Source organism: Candidatus Nitrosotalea bavarica (assembly GCF_900167955.1).
GTDB classification, from domain to species: Archaea; Thermoproteota; Nitrososphaeria; order Nitrososphaerales; family Nitrosopumilaceae; genus Nitrosotalea; species Nitrosotalea bavarica.
In genome coordinates, this window is sequence record NZ_FUYK01000003.1 from 108,838 (window position 1) to 123,584 (window position 14,747).

Below are 14,747 nucleotides of genomic sequence, written 5' to 3' on the forward strand. Positions count from 1 at the left end.
AGGCAGATGATAGTAAATACAATGATATCATTTCCCTACGATGTAACAGAGGACAGGACACGATTTCAAAAATCTGTAATAGATGGAGATCTTGGATATTATGATACAATAGCAAGAAAGTTCATACCGCAAGAAACTTTGGATTCACTTCTTGAGAATATAATTCCTGAAAAAGAGCACCTTCTGGTTTCTGAGAACGACCCAAGATTATCACAATCAGTAAATAGAATTAGAAGAAATTTGTCAATATATCAGAGAAATCCAAGTGATTCATACGCCCAGATCTTTTTAAAATATTTATCAAATAGATATTTGAGTTCAATACGAGAACAAAAGCTGGACGCTGCAATACTCTATGTGGATGTAGTAGGCTCTACAAAACTTGCCACGCAACTTTCTGCATCAGAGTTGTCATCCCTAATTCGAGTATTTTCTCAAGAGATGTCAATTATAATTTCAAGACACGGGGGTTTTGTATTAAAATATGCAGGTGATGCAGTAATTGCATATTTTCCATCATCTAGTGAATTTGGAAATGCAACTGAAAATGCAGTAAGATGTGGAAATATCATGAATGCAATAATAGATCAATCACTCAACTTTGCTTTTCAAGATTTTGCATTGCCACCAATTCAAGTCAGGATCTCAATTGATTTTGGTACAAACGAAGTTGTATTTTTAGGTCCAGAGCCGGATTTAATTGGGCATACCATTACCATCGCATCAAAAATGATTCGATTTGCAAAGCCTGGACATGTTGCAATAGGAGAAAATGCTCATAAACAATTGACTGAACCACATACTAGATTTATTCCTGCAGGTCAAGATATACAATGGGAGTATAACGATCCAGTGACAGGAAAGATATATCCCATATACTTTTCAGCAGACAGGAAATAGTTTTCATTTACTTGTCCGATTGAAACTGCAATATTTTTTTCCTAGAATTTCAGGTTTTTTCTTTCAAAATTAGATAAATCCATCAAGATAACTCCAAATGAATACATCAACAGTAAATAAAAATGGTTTACCCCCTTTCATGCGTGAAAAATCCGAGATTCTCATAATTTTGCAAGTTATGATTTGTTAGAAAGAATAAGATCTAAGAAAAATTTAGAATGAATCATACACAGCAAATAAAAGCAATTAGTTGTGACGTATGACGAGTATGAGAAAATCGCTTTTTCTATTTGTGTTAGTATCATTGCTACTAGTTTCTTGTACCATTACAGATGCATCTGCCAAAGGCTGGGCAAAATCTGAAAAACCGTCAACTATACAACATACCGCAATTCATCCCGGTAGCGTCAAGATATGTGGAGATCATAAATGTGGTCCTTTTGAGGATATGACAAAATTACTTAAGAACAAATTGAAGTAGAATCAATTGATTCAAGTTAAACAACACTGAAAATTATCTATTTACAAACAGAATTTTGGCTAGGATAAAATTCCCAATAACCATTATCGTTTTTCTTAAATTCTATCATTTGTTCACCCATTTTATCATCAGTGTATTTTGTAATCATTTTTCCAGCAGATTCAGAATATGGAGCAAAATTATACTCTGTGCGTATGAACAGATATGGATTAGGTGAATTTTCAGTTTGGTTCAATATGGTCGACAGTTGTAATACGTGTGTTTTTTCTTCAACTGGATCAACTACTTCTGAATTTGAATCATTCATCAAACTTCCAAATTGTCCGCTTGATAGAGTTCCATTATCATTTGGAAAAGTATATGATCTAAATAATGTTGATGACATGAATTTCAGAGTTGTAGGATCGCCATTTTTATCTAAAATAATTGTAGTATAAACAAGATCAGTGCCATTTTCTACATAGTAACAATATGGGATAATATCTTTGAATGGTGCCTGTGCGTGATATTCCGTCATCAGGGTTTGCTGTGAGATGTTCGAAGATGTTCTGTTTTGTATTTGTATTAATTGATCTGTTCTGTTTACCAACGTATCCAAACCCGCTGTAGACTTTTGCGTCTCTGTTAACAAACTGTCAGTTTTATTGAGTAGTAAGGTCAAACTCGTAGTTGTCTTTTGTGTCTCATCAACAAGCTCGCCAAAATGATATACTTCGATTAGTGCTATAACTACTAACAAAATTGCAATTAAAGTGCCACCAATTGTGAAACTATGTGCTAGTTTTTCCAGATGCATGTCAAGTTATGAATTTCGCATCAATATTAAATACACTAAGAACAAGATGACATATTCTATAAATCATAATCATCGTTCAACTCAAACGCTTTAGGAAATTTCTGAGGGTTTAACGGATAGATTATGTTCCTTGTCTTTGACATTTCTCAAAGATTCAATCCAAAATCTTTTCTGATCTGCATCAAGATCGACATTCTTTTTAAATATCTTATTTTATCAACATATTATCGAAATAACAGATTGTTCAGAGCCAAAAATGATTATCAGGATAAATGTGATAAGTAAGCATATTTGTATTGTTATCAGGAGATAAGAAATAGCAATGGAACAAAAACCCAAAAGATATGGCCTTTCAGACCTGGAAAGATTCGTAGAAATTGGAAACAGGTCACTGCTAGTAAAGGGAAGATCTGGAACTGGCAAAGAGACACTCTGTTTTGAGCTTGCAGGGGGCAAAGTAAAAGAGTATAATGTTATATTTATTACAAGAAATCAAACAGATAAAATACTGTATAGGCGATTCCCGTGGATTACAGACTTTATCTCGCCTTCAAATATTGTTGAAATATCTCCAGAAGATGCAGTATTGACTGACCCTTCCTTTGTAATATCTGCCATAGTAAATGCAATAGCAAATTCTTCGAAAAAAGTCAAAGATCCTTTTCTTGCCCTAGAGAGTGTTAGAAAACCATTCATCATACTTGATGTCTGGGATTCAGTTTCAAGAGAGATGAATGCATTAGATAGAATGCGGGCTGAGAAACTTTTGACATCGCTTGCCGAAAAATATGACGGATTTATAATTTTCCTAAGCGAGCAGCAAGATACTGCATCACTTGAATATCTCGTAGATGGTGTGATAGAGACATCGCAGCGTTACTTTAAGACATATAGAATAAGAGAGGTAAGCCTTGAAAAATTAAAAGGTGTACCCATCAAGAGGCCAAAGATTCCATTTACGCTTCAAAATGGAAGATTCCAGTCATTTTCAAATTTGCGTAGCAACATGAAAAGTATCTCAATGTTTACTCCCTTGCCAGATTCAGATGCACGATACTCTACAGGTAGCAAGGATTTTGATTCAAAGTTAAACGGAGGTTTTAGGAGAGGTTCTGTAATTGGAATTGAAATTGACAGCGATGTAGACCGTTTTGCTTTTGTGCCACTCCTCTCACCTATTGCACTAAACTTTATGGTTCAAAATAATTCGGTTCTAATATCATCCTCATCAGACCAAGATGTAAGTGCAGTAGTAAATTACCTTACACCATATGTAGATAAAGACGCATTAAAGAATTTCAGGATATTTGGACACACTTTTGGCACAAAATCAGATTACATCATAGAAAGAGAGGGTTTGGATTTTGAGTCAACAAATACAGAATGGCAAAAAACATACAGCAGCCTAAAAGAAAATGGCAAACCACTCTTGATGTCAGTAGATTATAGTTTCTTAGAGCTAGCCTACCAGTCAGAAGAAAAATTAATCTTAAAATCCCTAATTGATAATTCACGCATGATAAGACACAACAAGGATCTCTTTTTGATTATTTCAAGACCCGGATACAAGTCATTAGAGATTATGAAGAGCGTATGCGACTTGCACTTGAGATTGTTTGATCATGAAGGGACAGTTTTCCTATCGGCCTTGAAACCACAGCTATTTTTGTGCAACATGCAATCAAGTTTTGAAAGTGGATACCCTCAATTAATTCTAGAAGATTCAGTATGAGATAATTTGCATAAATTAACACCAGGATCGTATTTTCAAGATAGATAATTGACATTTTACTTTAATACATCATATACCAATGCTACTTTATGATTAAAATTCCAGCCAAAGTCCAAGAAATGCTCAAGAGTCAAAAAGTCATAGTAGTTGGCTCTGTTGATGTCAATGGTCTTGCAAATCTATCTCCAAGAACCTCGTTTTATTTTACAGATGCTACGGTATATTGGCTAGACTTTTTCAAGCACAAATCACAGGGAAATTTCAAGAGTATTCCATGGGTAAGTGTCGGAGTATTTGATAAAAAAGAGCTCAAAGGATATCAAATGAAAGGCAAGGTCACATTTGTAACAGAATCTAAAGAAAAAGCAAGAATTACAGATGTCATTACAAGGTCTGCAACTGGAAAGACATCAAGCAAAATATTTGAAAGAATGAGTCAGAACAAGACTCCGGATGTAATCATGTTTACACCAAAGGCAGTTTACTCACTTAGTCCAAAAGAAGAATCAGGTTTAGCCATGGTGATGGACAAAGATGGTGAGACAATCTCGCTTCTAGGAAGATAGTTTTTTTCTTAGAATATCAAGTGTGGTTGCAGGATCTGCCTTTCCTTTTGTTTTCCTCATAACTTTTCCTACAAGGTAGTTAATGGTATCAGGATTCCGTCTTGCTTCTGTTACTGCCTTTTCTTCTTCTTTGAATACTTCATCAATTATTTTTTCAATTGAATTTACATCACTTACGTGTCCCAAGTCAAGGCTTGCCATTACATCCAAAAGAGATTTTCCAGTCTTGACCATTTCTTGCAATGCCTGTTTACCTGAATTTCTTGTCAGTTTGTTATCCATTATGGAATCAGCAAGAGAAGAGATGTGCTGTGCTGTAATTTTTAATTCAAGTTTCTTTTCTCGGGTATCTGCATAGCTTAGCAAATCTGTTGTTATAATATTTGCAACTTCTTTGGCATTTTTCTCGTTGTGTGATTTTTCAAACAAGTCAGAGTAAAATCGGTCTGAAGATAAAACATCTGCCACTTGGGCTGGAATCCCATATTTTTTGACATATCGTTCTCTTTTTGCAACAATGCTTTCAGGCATTTGTTTTTTTATCGTTTCAATTGATTCATTTCTAATCAAAACTATAGGAATGTCCGCTTCAGGAATATACCTATAATCCTGTTCTTCTTCTTTTGACCTTGATGATACTGTAATTCGTCTTGCGTCATCCCAATGTCTTGTCTCTGCAACAACTGGAATCCCCCTTTCAAGAAGGCTTTGCTGTCTTGTCATTTCAAAATGGAGTGCTTTTTCTATATCCCTAAACGAGCCTACATTTTTTATCTCAACTCTGTTTCCATCTCCTTCAGAGATATTTCCATCAACTCTCATTGCACCTTCAAGGTATGGGTCAGATACGCCAATATTTTCAACCAAGTCTGCCAATACGTTTAGAAATACACGGACCTGTTTTGGAGTTTCAAAGTCTGGCTCTGTTACAATTTCAACAAGTGGAGTTCCTGCCCTGTTATAGTCGACCAGAGTCAACATGGATTTTCCCTCATAGACCAGCCTTCCAGGGTCTTCCTCTAGCTGTATTCTTCGAATGTTGATCTCTTTTCCTTGAATTGTTATCTTACCATCTGAGCCTATACTTGTCGGACCATATGCATTGTATTGAGTAATTTGGAAATTTTTTGGCAGATCAGGATAAAAGTAATTTTTCCTAAAAAAGCCAATTTTTTGCGGAATGGTACATCCAAGTGCAAGTGATATCATGGCAGCTTTTTCAACTGCTTTTTTGTTCAATATAGGAAGTGAGCCGGGAAGACCTGCGCATACTGGACATATGTTAGAGTTTGGTGCAAGGTTTCTATATTCTGCCTTGCATGAACAAAATAGTTTACTTTCAAGCTTTGTAAGCTGACAGTGAATCTCTAGTCCTATTCTTGTCAAAGCGGTACCTCTGGAAGATGTGTAGTCTTGTGTAACGCATATGCAGCTTGAAGCAATTTTTTCTCTTCAAATGAATTTGCAAATAGTTGTATGCCGATTGGTAATCCAGAACTTGATATCTCAAATGGGATAGATATTGCAGGAATCCCAGAAAGATTTGCTGTGATTGTGTTAATATCAGTAAGATATAGCTTTAATGGATCGTCAATTTTTTCGCCCACCTTAAAGGGCAAGATAGGCATTGTTGGAGATATCAAAAAGTCTACTTTCTTAAATGCCTCGTCAAGCTGAGCCTTTATCATTGCCCTGACTTTTTGAGCCTTGAGATAATATTTTCCATAATATCCTGCTGATAACACAAATGCACCAAGCAACATCCTTCTTGTCACTTCAGGTCCAAAATTACTTCGTGCTTTTGAGATAAATGCCTTGAACTCGTATCCTTCCGTTCCAAAGTCAAATCCATATCTTAGATTATCATATCGTGAAAGATTGCTACTTGCTTCTGCTGATGCTATTGTATAATACGCTGCAACAGAGTGTTCTACTGCATCAAGGGAGATAGGAATGCATTCAGCTCCGAGTTCTTGTAGTTTTGATATTGCCCTGTTTGTTGCAGATACAACTTCCTGGTCTACACCTTGGCCAATCATTTGGGTTATGATTCCAATCTTCTTTCCAGAGATTCCTAAAGAGATATCTTTGGTATAATCAACGCTGTCATTTTTTATTGTTGTATCATCATGCGAGTCATATCCTGAGATAATATTTAGTAGAAACGCCACATCTTCAACGGTTCTTGCCATAGGGCCCACCTGCTCTATACTGTTAGCATACGAGACAAGACCATATCTGCTGACTAGGCCATAAGTTGGTTTTAGGCCAACAACTGAACAAAAACTTGCAGGACTTCGAACAGAACCACCAGTATCAGAACCTAGCGAGGCAAGACATTCTAGTGCACTGACTGAGACGCCGCTGCCTCCAGATGAGCCACCTGGCACATAATCAACATTCCATGGATTTCTACTGGGACCAAAATAACTAAATTCAGTTGTAGAACCCATTGCAAATTCATCAAGATTTACTTTACCAATAATTATGGCATCTTCAGATTTTAGTCGTGAAACAACGGTTGCATCATATGGCGCAATAAAATTCTCTAGCATTTTAGATGCGCATGTTGTTTTCATTCCAGCAGTACAGAGGTTGTCTTTGATAGAGACAGGCATTCCAAAACAGATGCCAACTTTATCTTTTGACTTTATTTTTTTATCAATCTCTTTGGCTTTTGCAAGTGCGTTTTGGTTATCTACAGTAATAAAAGCATGAACTTTTTCTTCGACTAGTTTTATTCTGTCTAATGTTTTTGCAACAAACTCTTCTACAGATATGGTACCGACTTTTGCCTGGGATACAAATTCAGTGGCCGAGATTCCAAGATTCATTTAAACCATTTTTGGTGCACGGATAAAGTTGTCTTGGTCTTTTTTTAGGTGATCAATTAACGATATATCATATGGTTCATGTTTGTCATCTCTGAGATTTTCAGAATCAACTTCGTTTCTTAGAGTATCATCGGAATTGAATTCAACAGTATCAAGTCTATCAAAATATTTTATTATCTGCTCTACCTGCTTGATGTATTTTTCGGGCTCTTTGAGATCAACTTTGACCAAATCCCCCAGATGCTCAATCTCTTTTCTTTCTACCATATAGTTTCACTTACGGTGTAAGTCTATCGACATCACGTGGATAAAAGGTAGCATCTCGGATATTTTCAGTGCCAGTAAGAGCCATCATGAGCCTCTCAAGACCTATACCACATCCTGCGTGGGGAGGAACTCCGTAATCAAATACACGCAAGTGATAATCAAATGCTTCCAGTTTGAAGCCCTTGTTCTTCATCCTCTCTTCTAGTTCCAGTCTTTTTTCAATTCTTGTACTGCCTGAAGATAATTCAAGATCTCCGAACATTAAATCAAATGATTCAGATGTCTTTTGATTATCATTTTTGGCTTTAACATAGAATGGTTTTGGAGCAAGTGGCCAGTCTTTGATAAAATAAAATCCGTCAAGATCAATCTTCTTTAATTGCGAAGGATACAAGTCATCTCCCCATTTTGTAGTGGCTCCTGCATTTTGCATCTTTTCTACCAATTCAGTATAGGCATACTGGGGAATTTTTTCAGGAATTTCTGGAACTTTGTAATCTGTTGTTTTTATCAGATTACAATAGTCTCTTACTACACCAATTGATCTTTTAATTATATTTTCAGTGTGTAGCATTATATCATTATAATCTGCAAACGCCTCCTCAAGGTCTATTGAGATGGCCTCTGAAAGGTGTCGGTTAGTTCTAGATGCTTCAGCTCTGAATATTGGTGCAATCTCAAATATTTTTTCAAAGGATAATGTTAGTTGCTCTTTGTAAAGCTGAGGACTCTGTGCTAAAAACGCCTCCTTGTTATAGTAAAAAATAGGAAACAATGCAGCACCACCTTCTGTTGCAGTTGCAATCATCTTTGGAGTATTTACTTCGATGAATTCTTTTTCATATAGATAATTGCGAATTGATTTTAAAACTAGACTTCGCATCTTAAAGATATGTTGTAAGATATTTCGCCTAAGATCTATTGCCCTAAGTTCAAGTCTTGTGTCTATGTTTGGAACCACTTTGGTCTGCCATGTAAAGGGGGCAATTTTTTCGACGACTGAAAATACACGTAGTTCAGTTGGAGTTATCTCAACTCCTCTAGGAGCCTTGGGGGATGGTTTTATGATTCCCTTTATTGCTATAGTTGATTGCTCTTTGAGATTTACCAGGCTATCTTTAATCTCGTCTGGACAGACACCTGCTTTTGCAGTAATCTGCATCTGTCCCTCTTTGTCATTTAGCATGACAAATACTAGATTTCCATGATCTCTTACACTTGAGATCCAGCCCATTACGATGACTTCTTTTCCATCCATAGTTGGTTCAAGTTGACTAGAATAGATAGTCCTGCGCCAGTCTCCAAGTTCTGTACCTATCATGTTTTCATCAAATGTCTTTTTGTTAGTGTTAATTTGTGTTACTAAAATCGACTAGAATGCAGATGATATGATATCTTAGGGGGTCGTTCCAGTCTTTGATTTTTTTATGATAATCGAATTGCCTTCCAAAATGGATCTATTTGCAACCATAATCTCCGTGTCACCATCCAGAATGGTTGTAAATCTTGAAGTTATCTTGGTAACAGTACCTGAAAATTTTTCTGAACCGTTTGATAATTCTATCTTGTCACCTTCTGCATATGGCAAGTGGGTTGTCAAAGGCTCTTCTTTTAAGATGCGAATATTTCCCTGGATTATGGCAGAATTTGGAACAAGGTATTCATTTCCATCATTCGTATTTATCTTCGTATACAATGCGCTTATCTCTGCAATCGTTCCATGCACGTTATCATTTACTATGAAAATTGAATCACCAATCTTTGCAGGAAACGTAGTGAGCATGATGGCTCCGGAAAGTATGTTTCCCACTATAGTTGAAACTCCTAAACCTACAACTATAGCAGCAACTCCACCTCCCACGAGAATCGTCTGGAGTTGTACCCCCCACAGGTACAGCAGTATCAATGATGCAATTAGTGATATTATTATGATTGAAAAAAATGAAATGCTTGCAACAAGGTGAGCTGGTATCTTAGTTGGAATTCTTTTCAAAGCACGTCTAATCGAAGTAATTACTACAAACGATACAACAACTGTGATCATTGTATCTCCAATCAGAATGTGACTATGCCCTAATCCCAAGTTTTGTGCAAAGAAGGTCTCAAATAATGCGATGCTTATTCTTATTGTCACTATCAAAATTGCCAACTTTATTACTAAGGTTTTGAATTCCCCCATGGTTGATTTTTTAATTGATTTTATTTTAGGGTCTTGCAATATCTATTCAATCCTGATGTGATTTACTTCAAAATAATGGTTTGCCAAGATATTTAGTATTGTTATCACACATGAAGGACTTTTTTAAAAATTAGTGAAAAATAGTACAAACAATTACGGCTATGTAGAAATACAGGTTAGAATCATACAACACATGGTTGGACCAAAAGATGGAGGATTCGGTTTTGATGGCGCTCCAAAATATACCAAGCTAGAAGGCAAAAATACCATATGTGTTCAATGTCAAGCAGGTCAACATAGCAAATGTCACGCTAAAGACAATCCAGAGATACTTTGTGATTGCGAGTTGTGTTTAATTTCTTAGTTGATAGAATTCCAAATCAGGCTTTATTCAAAATTACTTGATTAATTTTTGGCCATAGGCAATATCTTACTGAGTTGCATTTACGTTAAATTGTATCGTTGCTTGAAGGCCGCTAATAGTTCCATCCTCAAGATTCATTCTAAGAATTACATCTAGTTTGCCAGCAGTTGTAATCTGATATGACGCATTATCTGTTCCAGTTCCACTTGCAAGAGAGATTTCATTTGATTTGACATCTTTTATCAGTGGCGCACATGTCAGCCCATTATCTTGAACAAGTTGTCTTTGTACACTAGATGATGGATAAACTTCCCAATGTAAAGACGGAACAGTTCCACATCCAACTAGGTTTTGAAAAATCTCTTTATCTGAGATATTCTGATATGTCACGGTAAATTGTGGGGCATCTCCAACTTTTAATGGATTGGGAGACATTGCTATAGACAGTATTTTTATTTCAGGTTTGGTTATAGAAGTTGTCTGATTCACTAGAAACGGAAGTTGATTTGTAACATTAGTTTTATTTTGTATTACCATTGGAATTGAAGCTGTATTAACAGATTTTTGAATTGACGTTGTATTGACATACATGGAAGATGGCTGAGACATTTTATCTTCAAGTGATGCAAGTCTTTCGCTAAGTGATTTAATTTCGCCATTTAGATGCATTGTGCTCTGTTGAAGTTGAGTCATTGTGACATTATTTTCTTCCTCAATCTGTTTACTAGCACTTAGTTCATTTGAAAGAGATTGTATCAATATTTCTTGTTCGGCTGTTTTGTTTTTTAGATCGTTCATTTGTAAAGTTTCATTCAGTCCAATGGTGAGATGTTGTATTGCAACATCCTGTTCTGTGGTCTTGAAGTTCACATTTTTTATATCAGATTGTAATTTGGTATTGCTTGCAACCTGTAATCCCAGGCTAATTGCAGCTATAATTACAGCAATAATCACAATATGTTGTATTTTCATTTCCTACAACACTGATTTTGAGACTTTTTGCTATAAACATCTTCTAACTAAAAATGTGTTAACACTATCAAAAACATTTGATCAATTCATGTTATGAAAAATCGATCATAATGAAAATATGATCATACCGTATTACAATGACAAATCATGCATATTTACAGCAGTTTTGTATCCTGGTCAGTTTTTCACAGGAGCGCGGTATAATACAATAGAGTCATTTTGCAAAATTACATAACTGTGACTTTTTATCAAGGATTCAAGATCATCAGGTGAAATTTTTGAAATATTATAGGCACACAAGATGATCATTTTTTGATATGGTTTTGCACCCACGGAAGATTCCAGCTTCAAATGTTCAGCGCCAAGATTGTTGCGGATATACCAAGTACAATCTTCACTTGCGACTTTGGTAGGGAAGGCAGATGTGTTACACGAGTGCATGTCTGTAACCCATGCAAGCAGTTTTTTGACAGCCCCGTTTTTGTCCTTTTCAGCTAGTTTATCATAAGTTATGTTCCTGATATCTTTGATTTTTGTAGGATGTTCTGAGATAAGGCCAAATGGTGCCTGGGTTTTTTTACTAAAAAAATCAGACAAGATGAGGTTGATAGTTTCCCGGTCTTTGTAAAGTACAAGTATGTGCTCAAATGAAGACGTGTTAATTATGAAATCGTATACGCCATACTCCTCCACTTTCTTTATAATTTCTTCAATTTTATGATTAATTGTTTTTAGATGAGTGTGTTTTATTACCTCTTCTTTTATCATGTCTATCATAATCTTTGCAGAAACGGTTCCGGTTGATTGTTTCAATGCATCTTCAAACAGATGAAAGTTTTTTATTAATTCATTTTCGGACATGCCAGTTTTTGCATGAAGTTTATCTATCAAATCCCTGTATGATGATTGACCAAATGTTTTGAGAACTTTTTGAGTGGATTCAAGAAGAACCTTGTCTGATTTTGATGCAATGGGAGAATAACCTAACGTTAGTAAGACATGTGAAGAGTGCATTTGTTATCACAACATGTCCAGTACAAAACTAATAAGACTTTTGTTCAAAAAAATACACGTCTTGTAACAATTTTATGAATTTGATCATAATTTGTAATAAATTAATTTTGATATCATAAATTTTGTTTATTTTAGATTAAAATAGAGTACCATTGAATATATGCTCACAGATGACTGACCTTTATCGAGTATTACCGGAGGAGATGGACGCTCTTGTCATAAAACTTGGCCAGCCGCGATATAGGGCAGACCAGTTACTTCATGCATTATATCAGGAATCACCTAAAAAAATCTCAGACTTGCACCAGATCCCATCTGCGATGCAAGATGCCCTAGTTGCGGCAGGATATACAATAGGTCCCAAAAGTGAAGTTCATCGAGTTACAAGCGAGGACGGACATACGACAAAATTACTACTCAAGTTTGATGAGGAAACTCTTATCGAGATGGTCCTTATGCAATACCGCTCATCAAAAGAAGACGGTCATCCACGGTCAACAGTTTGTGTCTCTACCCAAGTTGGGTGTCCAATGGGTTGTGTGTTCTGTGCTACAGGTCAAATGGGTTTTGAAAAAAATCTAAAGGCTGAGGAGATTGTTGCCCAAGTACTCTATTTTACTCAGATTTTACGTCAAAGAGGAGAACATGTAACTAATCTTGTTTTCATGGGAATGGGAGAACCGCTTGCAAATTATGATGAAACAGTCAGAGCTGTCAGACTGCTAACACATCCTCGTGCATTTGGTTTAGGGCAGCGAAGTATTACAATTTCAACAGTTGGTGTCATTTCAGGAATTGACAAACTTGCAGATGAAGATATTCAAGTCAAGCTTGCAATCTCACTGCATGCACCAAATGACGTGTTACGAAAAAAGCTAGTTCCAACTGCAGGTCCCAATTCTGTTGAAGATTTAATATTGGCAGCAAAACGTTATTTCAAAAAGACTGGACGACGTGTCACTTTTGAATATGCATTAATTGACGGGATGAATGATTCAAATAAAGTCGCTACAGAATTGGCGCAACTTTTGAAAGGTAATGGTGCACATGTAAACCTGATTCCCATGAATCCAACAGCAGGCGGATTTTCCCGCCCTGCCAGGAAAAGAGTACTTGCATTCCAACAGATACTTCGTGACGGTGGCGTGAATTGTACTATCAGAGTAGAAAAAGGCTCTGAGATATCAGCAGCTTGCGGCCAGCTTAGAACAGATGTTATAAAAAATATCACTCGTTGAGATATTTTAAAAAATCAATGACTCGTGGTGAACTTGTCAAATATAGATAACCGGACAAACCTCTAAATTAAAAAGAAAACTAACTATACACATGGTTCTTACAGGCAGGGAAAAGACAGCCATAATTGTATCACACCTAGTTTCACTATATTCAGAAAAAATGGAAGAGGGAAAAATATCAGATGGTCAATCAGTTATTGATTTTATTATGAAAAATATTCCTCAAGAATACAAATCTGAGATATCCATGGACCTAATTGATGACGTGTTTAACTTCATTGCAAGTAGACCCATGGAACTTTCATAAACCCCCAAGATTAGGAAATGATTGTACCATGTCTTCAATAGCAACTCTAGGTTCTCACTGCGCTCTTCAAGTCCTCAAGGGCGCAAAAGATGAAGGATTCAAAACCATTCTAGTGTGTGAGAAAAAACGTGAAAAACTGTACAGAAGATTTCATTTCATAGACGAATTCATAGTTGTTGATTCATTTGCCGAAGTAATGGATCAAAGATGCTCAAACATTCTAAAAGAAAATAATGCAATAATTGTACCACATGGAACTCTAATAGCTCAGATGAGTTCAGCAGAGATAGAATCAATCAAGACACCAATATTTGGAAACAAGTGGATTCTCAGATGGGAGTCTGACAGAAACATGAAAGAAAAACTCATGGTAGAGTCGAAATTAAAAATTCCAAGATCACTATCTAGCCCAAGTGAAATAAATGGTCTAGTAATTGCAAAAAGACATGGCGCTGCAGGAGGAAAAGGATACTTTCTTGCAACAAACGAAGAAGAGTACATGAAAAAACGTGACAAGCTAATCGAAGATGGAATAATCAAAGGAGACTCTGACTTGTATCTGCAAGAATATGCATTGGGAGTCTCAGCATATTTACAATATTTTTATTCCGAGCTAAGCGGAGAACTAGAATTTTTTGGAGTAGACCGAAGATACGAGTCAGACATTGATGGTCTTGGCAGAATTCCAGCTCAAGAGCAAATCGATATTGAATTAATTCCATCGTTTAATGTAATAGGCAACAGCCCTCTAGTATTACGAGAATCTCTACTTGAAGAAGTCTATGCAATGGGTGAGAGATTTGTCGAAGCTGCAAAAAGACTAGTTCCTCCAGGTATGACCGGACCTTTCTGTCTAGAGGGAGTCTATGATGAAAATGCCAAATTTACTACGTTTGAGTTTTCGGCAAGAATTGTAGCAGGAACAAATCTCTATGTAAGTGGTTCCCCATATTCGTCACTTATCTATGATGAACCCATGAGCATGGGACGAAGAATTGCCCGAGAGGTAAAGAATGCAAATAGTAAGAATAGCCTATCAAAAATAGTCACGTGATGGCATCCAATTATACCATATGATAAAACCGCACTTGTAATAG

At 36.2% G+C, this 14,747-nt stretch carries 16 protein-coding genes; 8 read left to right on the top strand and 8 right to left on the bottom strand.

Translation table 11 applies throughout. The features are described from left to right. The first annotated feature begins 21 nt into the window (after positions 1-21). Both C0Q33_RS01625 and C0Q33_RS09170 read left to right on the top strand, forming a co-directional pair. Positions 22-900: an adenylate/guanylate cyclase domain-containing protein gene (locus C0Q33_RS01625; RefSeq protein ID WP_165776407.1), complete on the top strand. Its 879-nt coding sequence runs from the start codon at positions 22-24 to the stop codon at positions 898-900. 304 nt (positions 901-1,204) lie between these two features. Then, complete coding sequence (locus C0Q33_RS09170; protein ID WP_165776408.1) at positions 1,205-1,381, top strand: hypothetical protein; 177 nt, start codon at positions 1,205-1,207, stop codon at positions 1,379-1,381. A gap of 37 nt (positions 1,382-1,418) precedes the next feature. Here C0Q33_RS09170 and C0Q33_RS01635 read toward each other — a convergent pair whose 3' ends face one another. Continuing rightward, positions 1,419-2,177, bottom strand: coding sequence for a hypothetical protein (locus C0Q33_RS01635; protein WP_101476861.1), 759 nt, complete (start codon positions 2,175-2,177; stop codon positions 1,419-1,421). Between the two features lie 322 nt (positions 2,178-2,499). Between C0Q33_RS01635 and C0Q33_RS01640 the strand changes: the two genes are divergently transcribed. Both C0Q33_RS01640 and C0Q33_RS01645 read left to right on the top strand, forming a co-directional pair. After that, positions 2,500-3,909, top strand: a complete 1,410-nt coding sequence (locus C0Q33_RS01640) for a gas vesicle protein GvpD basic region 2 domain-containing protein (protein ID WP_101476862.1) — start codon at positions 2,500-2,502, stop codon at positions 3,907-3,909. Positions 3,910-3,998: 89 nt separating this feature from the next. Next, entirely contained in the window at positions 3,999-4,475 is a 477-nt protein-coding gene (locus C0Q33_RS01645; protein ID WP_101476863.1) for a pyridoxamine 5'-phosphate oxidase family protein, read from the top strand. Here C0Q33_RS01645 and gatB read toward each other — a convergent pair. The 5 genes from gatB to C0Q33_RS01670 form a co-directional block, all read right to left on the bottom strand. Further along, complete coding sequence (gatB, locus tag C0Q33_RS01650) at positions 4,464-5,861, bottom strand: Asp-tRNA(Asn)/Glu-tRNA(Gln) amidotransferase subunit GatB (protein WP_101476864.1); 1,398 nt, start codon at positions 5,859-5,861, stop codon at positions 4,464-4,466. The genes C0Q33_RS01645 and gatB overlap by 12 nt on opposite strands. After that, positions 5,858-7,309, bottom strand: coding sequence for an Asp-tRNA(Asn)/Glu-tRNA(Gln) amidotransferase subunit GatA (gene gatA / locus C0Q33_RS01655; RefSeq protein ID WP_101476865.1), 1,452 nt, complete (start codon positions 7,307-7,309; stop codon positions 5,858-5,860). The genes gatB and gatA overlap by 4 nt, the downstream gene beginning before the upstream one ends. Beyond that, on the bottom strand, positions 7,310-7,576 hold the full coding sequence (locus tag C0Q33_RS01660; RefSeq protein ID WP_101476866.1) for a hypothetical protein: 267 nt from the start codon (positions 7,574-7,576) through the stop codon (positions 7,310-7,312). It lies immediately after the preceding gene. A 10-nt stretch (positions 7,577-7,586) separates the two neighbouring features. Continuing rightward, positions 7,587-8,897, bottom strand: coding sequence for an aspartate--tRNA(Asn) ligase (gene aspS, locus C0Q33_RS01665; protein ID WP_101476867.1), 1,311 nt, complete (start codon positions 8,895-8,897; stop codon positions 7,587-7,589). 75 nt (positions 8,898-8,972) lie between these two features. Further along, complete coding sequence (locus C0Q33_RS01670; protein ID WP_133120976.1) at positions 8,973-9,755, bottom strand: mechanosensitive ion channel domain-containing protein; 783 nt, start codon at positions 9,753-9,755, stop codon at positions 8,973-8,975. A gap of 133 nt (positions 9,756-9,888) precedes the next feature. On the opposite strand from C0Q33_RS01670, the gene C0Q33_RS01675 reads away from it, so the two are divergent. Beyond that, positions 9,889-10,119, top strand: a complete 231-nt coding sequence (locus C0Q33_RS01675; protein ID WP_101476869.1) for a hypothetical protein — start codon at positions 9,889-9,891, stop codon at positions 10,117-10,119. A gap of 66 nt (positions 10,120-10,185) precedes the next feature. On the opposite strand, the gene C0Q33_RS01680 is transcribed toward C0Q33_RS01675, so the two are convergent. Continuing rightward, complete coding sequence (locus C0Q33_RS01680; RefSeq protein WP_101476870.1) at positions 10,186-11,091, bottom strand: hypothetical protein; 906 nt, start codon at positions 11,089-11,091, stop codon at positions 10,186-10,188. A 177-nt stretch (positions 11,092-11,268) separates the two neighbouring features. Beyond that, positions 11,269-12,105 (bottom strand): hypothetical protein, encoded by an 837-nt coding sequence (locus C0Q33_RS01685; RefSeq protein WP_101476871.1) that lies wholly within the window; start codon positions 12,103-12,105, stop codon positions 11,269-11,271. 170 nt (positions 12,106-12,275) lie between these two features. On the opposite strand from C0Q33_RS01685, the gene rlmN reads away from it, so the two are divergent. From rlmN to C0Q33_RS01700, 3 genes are all read left to right on the top strand, one after another. Continuing rightward, positions 12,276-13,343, top strand: coding sequence for a 23S rRNA (adenine(2503)-C(2))-methyltransferase RlmN (gene rlmN, locus C0Q33_RS01690; RefSeq protein WP_101476872.1), 1,068 nt, complete (start codon positions 12,276-12,278; stop codon positions 13,341-13,343). 91 nt (positions 13,344-13,434) lie between these two features. Further along, a complete protein-coding gene (locus tag C0Q33_RS01695) occupies positions 13,435-13,650 on the top strand; it encodes a hypothetical protein (RefSeq protein ID WP_101476873.1) in 216 nt (71 codons plus the stop codon). A 28-nt stretch (positions 13,651-13,678) separates the two neighbouring features. After that, a complete protein-coding gene (locus tag C0Q33_RS01700; protein WP_101476874.1) occupies positions 13,679-14,704 on the top strand; it encodes a formate--phosphoribosylaminoimidazolecarboxamide ligase in 1,026 nt (341 codons plus the stop codon). Positions 14,705-14,747 lie beyond the last annotated feature (43 nt).

Excerpts from the sequence above, each read along its gene's own strand:
- C0Q33_RS01625 (WP_165776407.1), top strand. The coding sequence starts at position 22 with ATGATATCATTTCCCTACGATGTAACAGAGGACAGGACACGATTTCAA.
- C0Q33_RS01635 (WP_101476861.1), bottom strand. The coding sequence starts at position 2,177 with ATGCATCTGGAAAAACTAGCACATAGTTTCACAATTGGTGGCACTTTA.
- C0Q33_RS01640 (WP_101476862.1), top strand. The coding sequence starts at position 2,500 with ATGGAACAAAAACCCAAAAGATATGGCCTTTCAGACCTGGAAAGATTC.
- C0Q33_RS01645 (WP_101476863.1), top strand. The coding sequence starts at position 3,999 with ATGATTAAAATTCCAGCCAAAGTCCAAGAAATGCTCAAGAGTCAAAAA.
- gatA (WP_101476865.1), bottom strand. The coding sequence starts at position 7,309 with ATGAATCTTGGAATCTCGGCCACTGAATTTGTATCCCAGGCAAAAGTC.
- C0Q33_RS01660 (WP_101476866.1), bottom strand. The coding sequence starts at position 7,576 with ATGGTAGAAAGAAAAGAGATTGAGCATCTGGGGGATTTGGTCAAAGTT.
- aspS (WP_101476867.1), bottom strand. The coding sequence starts at position 8,897 with ATGATAGGTACAGAACTTGGAGACTGGCGCAGGACTATCTATTCTAGT.
- C0Q33_RS01670 (WP_133120976.1), bottom strand. The coding sequence starts at position 9,755 with ATGGGGGAATTCAAAACCTTAGTAATAAAGTTGGCAATTTTGATAGTG.
- C0Q33_RS01680 (WP_101476870.1), bottom strand. The coding sequence starts at position 11,091 with ATGAAAATACAACATATTGTGATTATTGCTGTAATTATAGCTGCAATT.
- C0Q33_RS01685 (WP_101476871.1), bottom strand. The coding sequence starts at position 12,105 with ATGCACTCTTCACATGTCTTACTAACGTTAGGTTATTCTCCCATTGCA.
- rlmN (WP_101476872.1), top strand. The coding sequence starts at position 12,276 with ATGACTGACCTTTATCGAGTATTACCGGAGGAGATGGACGCTCTTGTC.
- C0Q33_RS01695 (WP_101476873.1), top strand. The coding sequence starts at position 13,435 with ATGGTTCTTACAGGCAGGGAAAAGACAGCCATAATTGTATCACACCTA.
- C0Q33_RS01700 (WP_101476874.1), top strand. The coding sequence starts at position 13,679 with ATGTCTTCAATAGCAACTCTAGGTTCTCACTGCGCTCTTCAAGTCCTC.